Source organism: Chryseobacterium contaminans, assembly GCF_001684955.1.
In the GTDB taxonomy this organism is placed as follows: Bacteria; Bacteroidota; Bacteroidia; order Flavobacteriales; family Weeksellaceae; genus Chryseobacterium; species Chryseobacterium contaminans.
This window is the reverse complement of the sequence record NZ_MAYF01000037.1, coordinates 1-10,301: the sequence shown is the minus strand read 5'-3', so window position 1 is coordinate 10,301 and position 10,301 is coordinate 1. Positions and strand designations below refer to the sequence as shown.

General features: G+C 36.3%; 10 protein-coding genes. 5 read left to right on the top strand and 5 right to left on the bottom strand.

What is annotated here, in order from left to right; genetic code table 11:
- Positions 1-2,354, top strand: a 2,354-nt coding sequence (locus tag BBH99_RS03795; protein WP_066692197.1) for an alpha-ketoacid dehydrogenase subunit alpha/beta, incomplete at its 5' end; no start/stop codon positions are given.
- A gap of 95 nt (positions 2,355-2,449) precedes the next feature.
- Here BBH99_RS03795 and BBH99_RS03790 read toward each other — a convergent pair.
- Entirely contained in the window at positions 2,450-2,863 is a 414-nt protein-coding gene (locus BBH99_RS03790; RefSeq protein ID WP_066692190.1) for a carboxymuconolactone decarboxylase family protein, read from the bottom strand.
- A gap of 127 nt (positions 2,864-2,990) precedes the next feature.
- A complete protein-coding gene (locus BBH99_RS03785; protein WP_066692187.1) occupies positions 2,991-3,374 on the bottom strand; it encodes a winged helix-turn-helix transcriptional regulator in 384 nt (127 codons plus the stop codon).
- 122 nt (positions 3,375-3,496) lie between these two features.
- Here BBH99_RS03785 and BBH99_RS03780 point away from each other — a divergent pair, with 122 nt between their 5' ends.
- On the top strand, positions 3,497-4,558 hold the full coding sequence (locus tag BBH99_RS03780) for an NADH:flavin oxidoreductase (protein WP_066692184.1): 1,062 nt from the start codon (positions 3,497-3,499) through the stop codon (positions 4,556-4,558).
- A gap of 185 nt (positions 4,559-4,743) precedes the next feature.
- On the opposite strand, the gene BBH99_RS22260 is transcribed toward BBH99_RS03780, so the two are convergent.
- From BBH99_RS22260 to BBH99_RS03775, 3 genes are all read right to left on the bottom strand, one after another.
- Positions 4,744-4,905 (bottom strand): bacteriocin-like protein, encoded by a 162-nt coding sequence (locus tag BBH99_RS22260; RefSeq protein WP_165601877.1) that lies wholly within the window; start codon positions 4,903-4,905, stop codon positions 4,744-4,746.
- A gap of 65 nt (positions 4,906-4,970) precedes the next feature.
- Positions 4,971-5,123 (bottom strand): bacteriocin-like protein, encoded by a 153-nt coding sequence (locus BBH99_RS22255; protein WP_165601876.1) that lies wholly within the window; start codon positions 5,121-5,123, stop codon positions 4,971-4,973.
- 334 nt (positions 5,124-5,457) lie between these two features.
- Complete coding sequence (locus BBH99_RS03775; protein WP_066692182.1) at positions 5,458-6,660, bottom strand: C1 family peptidase; 1,203 nt, start codon at positions 6,658-6,660, stop codon at positions 5,458-5,460.
- Between the two features lie 202 nt (positions 6,661-6,862).
- On the opposite strand from BBH99_RS03775, the gene BBH99_RS03770 reads away from it, so the two are divergent.
- From BBH99_RS03770 to BBH99_RS03760, 3 genes are all read left to right on the top strand, one after another.
- A complete protein-coding gene (locus BBH99_RS03770; RefSeq protein WP_066692180.1) occupies positions 6,863-7,381 on the top strand; it encodes an RNA polymerase sigma factor in 519 nt (172 codons plus the stop codon).
- Positions 7,382-7,393: 12 nt separating this feature from the next.
- Complete coding sequence (locus tag BBH99_RS03765; RefSeq protein ID WP_066692178.1) at positions 7,394-9,640, top strand: TonB-dependent receptor plug domain-containing protein; 2,247 nt, start codon at positions 7,394-7,396, stop codon at positions 9,638-9,640.
- Between the two features lie 155 nt (positions 9,641-9,795).
- Positions 9,796-10,299 carry a GbsR/MarR family transcriptional regulator gene (locus BBH99_RS03760; RefSeq protein WP_066692173.1) on the top strand — a complete coding sequence of 168 codons (504 nt, stop codon included), beginning with the start codon at positions 9,796-9,798 and terminating at the stop codon, positions 10,297-10,299.
- Positions 10,300-10,301: the final 2 nt, after the last annotated feature.

Sequence of the window (10,301 nt, the reverse complement as noted above, 5' to 3'; positions counted from 1 at the left end):
GAAGGATTTCTCGTGAAATGTCTTATCTCGGAAGGAGAGAAGTACTTACCGGAAAAGCTAAATTCGGAATTTTTGGGGATGGTAAGGAACTTCCTCAGCTTGCAATGGCGAAGGTTTTCAGAAATGGAGACTTCCGTTCCGGGTATTACAGAGACCAAACTTTTGCATTAGCAATTAATGCTTTAACGGTTGAAAGTTTCTTTGCTCAGATGTATGCCGATACCAGCGTAGAAAGAGAACCGGCTTCAGCAGGAAGACAGATGAACGGGCACTTTGCGACAAGAAGTTTAAATGAAGACGGAAGTTGGAAAGATTTAACGGCACAGAAGAATATTTCTTCAGATATTTCTCCTACAGCAGGGCAAATGCCAAGATTATTAGGATTGGCTCAGGCTTCTACTATATATAAAAGTGTGAAATTTGAAGGTTCTGAAAAGTTTTCAAAAGAAGGAAATGAGATTGCTTTCGGAACTATTGGTGATGCTTCTACAGCAGAAGGACACTTCTGGGAAACATTGAATGCTGCTTGTGCGCTTCAGGTTCCAATGATTGTTTCTATCTGGGATGACGGATATGGAATTTCAGTTCCTACTAAGAACCAGAGAGCGAAAGCGGATATCAGCGAAATGCTAAGTGGTTTCCAGAGAAAAGAAGGAGAGAACCAAGGCTGTGAAATCATTCAGGTAAGAGCCTGGGATTATCCGGCATTATTGGATGCGTATGCTAGAGCAGAACATTTTGCAAGAACAGAAAGCGTTCCTGTAGTAGTTCATGTTGTAGACGTCACTCAGCCTCAGGGGCACTCTACATCAGGCTCTCACGAAAGATATAAAAACGAAGCACGTTTGGCTTGGGAAGCTGAATTTGACGGGTTAGCAAAATTCAAGGAGTGGATTATCAACTATTCTATCGAAATTGATGGAAAAGAAGAAGTAATTGCGACTGCTGAAGAATTGGATGCTATTGATGAAGAAGCTAAGAAAACAGCTAAGGCAGGGCAAAAAACAGCTTGGGATAACTACCAGACCGCTATTAAAGAATTAATTCAGTCTATTGTTCCTTTAGTAGAAAATCTTAAAGGTCAGAATGCTGAAGTAGAAGCAGCGCTTACTCATTTCAGTAAATTAGTTTCAAAAGCTAAGAAAGATGTGTTCCATTTAGCAAGAAAAGCTTTATTGGCTACAAGAGGTACAAACTCTGCAGAAAGAAATCAGTTGATGCAGAAATATAATGAAGCAGCTGAAATTGAAAAAGACAACTATTCATCTCACCTATATTCTGAATCTGAATGGAAGGCTGAAAACATTAAGGAAATTAAGCCTGTTTACTCAGACAGTTCTGAAGATGTGGACGGAAGAGTGGTGATCAGAAACAACTTTGATAAAATCTTCGAAAAATATCCTGAAACATTAATCTTTGGAGAGGATACCGGAAACATCGGTGACGTAAACCAAGGGTTGGAAGGAATGCAGGAAAAATACGGAGCATTGCGTATTGCAGATACAGGAATCCGTGAAGCTACAATTCTTGGACAGGGAATTGGTATGGCGATGAGAGGTTTAAGACCTATTGCTGAAATCCAGTATTTGGATTACGTTCTTTATTGCCTTCAGGGAATGAGTGATGATTTGGCAACTGTACAATACAGAACTAAAGGAGGTCAGAAAGCTCCATTAATTATCAGAACAAGAGGGCACAGATTAGAAGGAATCTGGCATTCAGGTTCTCCAATGGCAGGTATTCTAAACCTTTCAAAAGGTATTTTAGTATTGGTGCCAAGAAACCTTACTAAAGCTGCCGGATTCTACAACACAATGCTTCAGGCAGACGAACCTGCAATCATTGTAGAATGTCTGAACGGATACAGATTGAAAGAAAAACAGCCTGATAACTTAGGAGAATTCACCGTTCCTGTAGGTAAAATTGAAGTAACAAAAGAAGGAAAAGATGTTACTTTGGTAACCTACGGTTCTACATGGAGAATTGTAACAGAAGCAGCTAATGAACTAGAGAAACTAGGAATTTCTGCAGAAGTAATCGATATCCAGTCATTAATTCCTTTCGATTTATCTCACGAAATTGCTGAAAGTGTTAAGAAAACAAACAGATTAGTTGTAATCGATGAAGATGTGGAAGGAGGAACAACAGGATTCATCTTACAGCAGATCTTAGAAAAGCAAAAAGCGTTCAGATATTTAGATTCAGATCCATTGACGATCTCTGCTAACGATCACAGACCAGCCTATGCAAGTGATGGTGACTATTTCAGTAAGCCATCTGCAGATGATATGGTAGAAAAGATCTACGCGATGTTTAATGAAACGAATCCTCAGAAATATCCTGCGATATTCTAATTGGATTAAAGATAAAGACGGTGGGCTTTCAGATTTCTGAAAGCCCGCTTTTTATGGGAATTGGAATAAACAAGAAGCCATTATTTTTCAATTCTTTATTCTTTTGCTGCTAATGTAATCCGAAGCTTGTTCAAAGCACTCATCAAAGCAATACTTGAAGTTAATTCTACAATTTCTCTTTCCGTAAAATGTTGTAATAATCTTTCTTTGATGTTTTTCCAATCATTATTGTAAGTAATTGCTTCTGCCCATTCCAGGACTAACTTTTGTTTTATATCAAAGAGGTGGGTATGTTTCCAACCTGGTAACTGATTGATCGTATCCTGTTCGATGCCAAAATTAAACAGTTCTTTAGCGTGATAGCTGCAACAGTAAGCACAGCCATTAATTTGGGAGACTCTTAGCTCAGCCAATACAATCAGTTTTTCATCAATGCCGGATTTTCGGATACTGGTATGAGCTTTATACAGATGTCCAATAGTTTCCTTCGCAATTTCTTTGTAATTCATAATGAAAATTTTTTCTGCAAAGTTGGATCAGAAATAGTGATGAAACTATATGCTTACATTTTGGTGATATACTTACTTTTTTGAAAGTAGTCTTATATCATGCTGTGATTTATGAACAAAAAAGCCATCAAACATTGACGGCCTTTTTCGTTTTTTTATCTGCCAGACTACAGTCCTCATTGTATACTCCTTTCACCTGGTATTTGGCTTCCCATTCTTCCAGCAGGTATAAAATAGGTAGCAGGGCTAATCCTTTCTCCGTAAGTGAGTATTCAACTCTTGGAGGAAGTTCTTTAAATTCTTCACGGATTATTAAACCGTCAGTTTCCATTTCCCGTAACTGATCGGTTAATACCTTTCTGGAGATGACATTAATACGTACAGCAAGTTCTCCAAAACGTAACTTTCGGTCTTTAATTACCAATACAATAATCGGTTTCCATTTGCTTCCCAAGGCGGCCATGGCTTTACCCAGAGGACAGCTGTATTGCATTAATTCATTCTTTTTCATACGTTACTTTAATGTTACTAATGTAAGTTACTGCGAAGTTACCACTATTTTTTTAATGAAAGATACAAAAACGAACTATTATTAGTTACTTTGTGTAACAATTATAAAACAAAATTTTAAATATGAGTACATCATCATTATTTAAACCGTTCCAATATAAAAATTTACAGCTTAAGAACAGAATTGTAATGGCTCCAATGACCAGAGCTCAGTCTGATAATGGAGTTCCTACACAGAAAATAGCTGATTATTACGGAAGAAGGGCTGCTTCAGAAGTAGGGTTGATCCTTTCGGAAGGTACCGTTATTAACAGACCAGGATCAAAGAATATGCAGAATATCCCGGATTTCTATGGTAATGAAGCTTTAAAGGGCTGGAAAAATGTAATTGATACCGTGCATCAGAATGGAGGAAAAATGGGTCCCCAGATCTGGCATGTTGGAGACACTAGAATGTCTGAAGACTATCCGTTATTACCTATGGAAAAGGCTTCAACCATGACTATTGAAGATATTCAGGATACGATTGCACAGTTTGCTGCTTCAGCAAAATCAGCAAAAGATCTTGGTTTCGACTGCCTTGAAATTCACGGAGCGCATGGGTATCTTATCGACCAGTTTTTCTGGGAAGTAACCAATACAAGAACCGATGAATATGGTGGAAAAACCTTAAAGGAAAGAAGTCGTTTCGCTGTTGAAGTGGTGAAAGCCATCAGAGCAGCAGTAGGAGAGGATTTTACTATTATCCTTCGTCTTTCACAATGGAAACAGCAGGATTATAAAACAAGATTAGCCTTTACTCCAACCGAAATGGAAGATTGGTTACTGCCATTAAAAGAAGCCGGAGTTGATATTTTCCATTGTTCACAGCGTCGTTTCTGGGAACCTGAGTTTGAAGGTTCTGATTTGAACTTTGCAGGATGGGCTAAGAAAATTACCGGACAACCAACCATAACAGTAGGTTCTGTAGGGTTGAACGGAGACTTTTTAAATGCTTTTGCTGGCCAGGGAACAGAGAAAAAAGATCTTACAGAGCTGATTAAAAGACTGGATAATGAAGAGTTTGATCTTGTGGCAGTAGGACGTGCTATATTGCAGGATTATCAGTGGGTAAAAAAGATCAAAGAAGGCAATACGGAATCTCTTTTAGACTTTTCAGCAGAAAGTATGGGCGTATTATTTTAATATGAATAAAGAATAGGAAATACTTTCTTCACAGTTAATTTTTTACAGCATATTTTATTGACTGATGAAGCAAAATTGACGATTTACTATTCATATTAATCATCATAATTCACTTTATTTTATATTTAATTTTCACCTATTTATTAAAGAATCGGCTTTCAGAATTTTCTGAAAGCCGGTTTTTTTTAGTTTCTGCATCCGAATGCTATAGGTTCACATACCCAAAAGGCAGGATTTCCGTCTGAAGGAGGATAGCGACATGCTATTTCGTCATATTCACAAGCAGGGGCATCTCCACCTTGGATTTTCTTAAGTTCTGATTTTACAATTTTTTTTAAATTTTTCATAAGTAATAATCTGTGGGTTGGTAAAAGATAATATTATAATGCTTGATATAATATTCTTCTGAGAATTAATCACATTCCTCGGTAACTGAAATACATCTCCAACGAGCACGCCCACCAGAAAAATATAAACAAGGAGTTGTATCCGGAGGACAGTCTGGAGCATTTCCGCCATTAATTTTCTTTAATTCTGCTTTTGCTAATTTTCTTAAATTTTTCATAGGTAATAATTTGTTGATGATTACAAATGTAATATTTTTTATGAATGCTGCAATGTTTTTCTTTAAGAAGTGAAATAAATTTAATTTTATCGGTGCTGCGGTTCTTTTTCTTTGCCAATAAGTTGATCACAAAACAGAAATTTTTTAAACTGCGTATTATTCAAGATTTAATTAAATCTGAGAATAAATGGCTATTGAGAGAGTCCTAAACCTAAAGCAGATTGTGCCCCAAAACATGCATAAAAATAAATGCGCTCCCGAACATATGGGAGCGCATTTTTTTAACAGATTTAAATATCTAAAACTGTCACATTAATAGGACAGAAGTGATTTCTTATAAACCAATATTTTTTGTCGGTTTCAGTTGCTTTAAGATACTTTTTGGAATTGCATTTTTGTGAACAAGAATAGCAGTCGATTTGTATTCAACATAAGGTCTTGTTACATACAGATATCCTGCGAAGTCATTGGTTACTCCCCAAGAGTTTTTCACCATATAATATTCTTTGCCGGTTTGGTCTTTTGCCAATCCTACGATATGCATACCATGGTCATCCGTTGTAGAAAGGTTGTTAAGTCCTTTTTGACGCATGTCCTCAGTAATTGTTTTATCCTTTTTAGGCTCTGTAAATAATGTTTGTTTATTCTCTGCATTGATTTGGTCTAAATCCATATCCGGAACATAAGCTACTCCGTTTTTATAAGAGAAATAAGGTTCTGAAACGTCAGTTGCCCAACCTACAGAATACCCTTTGGTTACTGCATTGTCAATGATTGCTGTAAGGTCTTTCATAGGTACATTCCAGTCAGAATCGTGGCTCCAGTTGTCAGGAATCGGAACTACAAATTTCTGGTAGTAAGGATAATCTTTGTAAGAAGATAATTCTACATAATCTTCAGGGTTAATTCCTACTACTTCCTTAGCAAAAGTTTTTGGTGTGTAGTTCTTTCCTTCGTATGTGAAGTTGGCAGGTACTTTACCTAAATATTCATCAAGAATAGCATCTACGGAATCCATCCAGTTGTCAGTAAGCTTTCCTTTAGAAGAAGCCTGAACAAGGCTGTCAAGAACCGGCTTTAATTTTCCCTGCATTTCTTTGAAATTGTTGGTAGTCTGTCCAGGTTTCAATCCTGAATAAACATCCTGTGGAACCGCACCATATTTCTTGTACATATTGATTACATCATGAAGTTCTCCACCATCACCCCAGCTGATAGCACCGTTATTTAAAACATATAACTTCGCTTTATCATGATAAGAATTTCTTGCTGTAAAGATTTCAGCAAGATCTACAGGTTTTTTGCCCATTCTCTGCATTTCAGATTCAAGGAAAGAGTTTCCTGAGTAGCTCCAGCAAGTTCCTGATGAACCCTGGTTCTTTACAGAAGTAGCACCAACGTCTTTTAACGTTGTGAACTGAAAATTAGCATTTTGTGAGTGGTTGTTTTTTAACTTGTTGATTAAGTCATCTTGGGCAAACATCATACTTCCTGCAGACAAAACAAAAAGTAATGATGCAATTTTCGCGTTTTTCATTACTATAAAAAGATTATTTGTATTAATAGTCGTTAATAATAGAGATTTGTTACAAGGGGAAAAGTTAAATTTGAAATTAAAATATTGTAGAAGTAAAAGTAGGTAAAGCTAATTTTAAATTAGTTCTTTGTTTTTAAAAAAGTTTATCATGCTTCCAACCCCAACCAAAGTTCCTGCATCTATACTTATATAACTCCTGACTATGGAACGAGAATTATTACTGGAATGTCAGCGTAACGATCGCAAAGCGCAGCGGCAAGTCTACGAGAAAATGGCAGGCAGGCTGTATTCGGTCTGTAAACGCTATCTGAAAAACGATGAAGATATAGAAGAAGTATTAGCCGATACTTTCTATAAAATTTTCACGAAAATCAGCCAACTTCAAAATCCGGACACTTTTGAAGCCTGGGCTAAAAAAATTGCAGTGAATGAATGTCTTCAGAAATTAAGAACTGGTAAAGCCTTATTTATTTCTCTGGAAGAAAGCCCAAACGAACCTTCAGAAGGATCATCGGAACATATTTCCTTTGAAAAAGATATTCTGAACCTGTTGAATTTCCTTCCCGAAGGGTGCAGAGCTATTTTTAATCTCTTTGCGATTGAAGGATATCCACATAAGGAAATTGCTTCCATGCTTTCTATCAGTGAGGGAACTTCAAAATCCCAGCTCAATTTTGCAAGAAAAAAACTTCAGGAACTTTTGGTGAATCAAAACATTTAAACTTTTACAACAATGGAAAATAATCATATAGATCAACAATTCAAAGAAGCTTCTAAGCATTCAGAAGAGCCAACTGTTTTTCCTGGTTTTGATAAAGTTTGGGAAAAAGTGGAAGAAAAACTGGATCAGAAAAAAGAGAAAAAGAAAATCATTCCTGTATGGTTTCCTTATGGCATTGCAGCAAGCTTAATTGTAGGACTGGGAGCTTTGTATTTCCTCAATAAAAAAGAAACAGCAGAACCTGTAAAGCCTTTAATAGTAGAAACTAAACCTTCAATAGAGAAAACTCATATTGATACTCATATTGCGAAAATAGATGAGATAACGAAAAAGAATATCCAGAAAGAGAAAAATAAGGTACATACTTCAGTAGAAAGAGTGATAACGTATATTAACCCTGTTCCTGAACCATTAAGAGAACCAAATCTCAGTAATATACCTTCACCACCACCTGCGATTGAACACCATATGGAGACTTCTGATGGAGTTAAGAATATTGAGGAGGTTGTTATGACTGGCTATGGTATTAAAAGAGAGGTTGCTACTACTTCATCAAGTGTAAGCACTGTTTCAGAAATGTTAAGCGGAACTGTTCCAGGAGTAACAATAACTAAGCCAGGGAAAGATACTAATATACGGATAAGAGGAATGAGTACTATCAATGGAAGCACTGAGCAGCCATTGGTTGTTGTTAACGGAATCCCTACAACAATTGATGGTTTGAAAGAGATCCATCCGGAACGTATTAAAGGAGTTACAGTGCTTAAACCTGAAGAATCTTCAGCATTATATGGAAGCAAAGCGGCAAATGGGGTAATTGTTGTAAAAACAAAACATTTACGAAAGGCTGAAAAAGAAAGACTGGAGGAATTATATAACAAAAACTTAAAAGAAGCAGAAAAAAAGCCTGTAGAAAAAGAAAAGAAGTTTCCCAAAGCAGGGCAGCTTACAGCAGGAGAAGTAAATGATTTTTCTAAATGGGAATACTGGAAAGATATTGCCGCGCCAAGTCTGGATCAATACAAAAAGACCTGGAAATTTTATCCGGACAGAAGAGTTTCTGTTCAATTGACCAATAAAAATAAGAAACCTGTAATCGGAGAAAAAATAAAGCTGTTAGATGACAAAAAGAATGTAATCTGGGAAGCTGTTTCAGATAATTTAGGAAATGCAGAATTATGGATCAATCCAATAGAAGTAGAACTTTCAGATTCTAAAAACTATTATTTATCTGATGCTTCCGGGCAGATTATCAGCAATACAGTGAATGAATTTAAAAACGGACAGAATTTAATTGTTCTGGATAAACCATGCCTTGAAAAAAGAAAACTGGATCTTGCTTTTGTTGTGGATGCCACAGGATCAATGGGAGATGAAATCACTTATCTGCAATCTGAACTGTTGGATGTTTTGAGAAAAGTGGAATCTAATCTGGAAAATTACGAAATTAGATATGGATCTGTATTTTACAGAGACAAAGGCGATGAATATATCACCAGAAGATTTGATTTCTCTGATAAAGCGGAGGATCTAATTAAGTTTATTAAACAGCAGAGAGCAGCAGGTGGGGGAGATACTCCTGAAGCTGTAGTAGAAGCATTGCAGGTTTCTATTGATGAATTGGAGTGGAGCCAAGGAAATTCTACTAAAATAATGTTCCTGATTTTGGATGCTCCACCACACCAGTCCGAAGAAAATATTCAGAAGCTGTATGATAAAATAAAAACCGCTGCCCGAAAAGGGATAACGATTATTCCGTTAGCTGCCAGTGATACCAATAAGGAAACCGAATACTTAATGAGAACATTTGCATTGCTTACCAACGGAACCTATACATTCCTTACCAATGATAGCGGTATAGGTAATAATCATATAAAACCTACCATAGATTCTTATGAGGTAGAGAAACTTAATAGCCTTTTATTAAGACTGATTCTTCAGAGAGCTACACTTCCGGAATGTACAAAAGGCATTTCCAACGAGAACATCAATAAGAAAATGGAAACAGAAATAGACCGTCAGTCTGATCCTAAAACAGTAATCTTTCCGAACCCAACGAAAGGAATGATTAAAATAAGAACAACCTATAAGATTGAAGAATTGTATATCTATGATGTGGCAGGAAAGATAATCATGCGGAAAGAAAATTTAGAGGAAGGTAAGAATACAATTGATATGACCCCTTATCCTCAGGGAATCTATTTGGTTCGTGTGCGGAACAACAAAAACTGGGAGACTTTTAAAGTTATTAAAAATTAAATTGAAGGCCGTTTCATTAATTATGGAACGGCTTTTTACATCCAAGCATTCCTGAACACTAAAGGGAAAAATAGTTATAATTTTATTTTCAAAAATTATTGAAAATTCAAAAAAATATAATTACATTTGTATAAGAAATTAAAAGTACAGACAAAATGCAACTTTCAGAAGCTAAAGAAAAATACATTCAAACCTGGGGAACTTTTGCTACCAATTGGGGAATCAACCGTACGATGGCACAAGTGCATGCGTTGCTTTTGGCAAGTGGTAAACCATTGTCTACAGATGAGGTGATGGAGCAGTTGGAAATTTCAAGAGGAAATGCCAATATGAACCTTCGTGCTTTAATCGACTGGGGAATTGTAAGAAAAGAATTTATAAAAGGGGATCGTAAAGAATATTTTGTGGCAGAAAAAGATGTATGGTATCTTTTCAAACAAATTACCAAAGAACGTAGGAAAAGAGAGATTGAACCAGTAATTTCTTTCCTGGAAGAACTAAGGAACATTGATGATAATGACTCAGAAGAAGCAAAGGAATTCATCAAATTAATGGATGATTTCAGTTCTGTAACCGGAAAAATCAACAATATTATGGATCTGGCGATAAAAAGCGACGATCACTGGCTGGTAGGCAAAATTACCAATTTGTTGAAATAGAA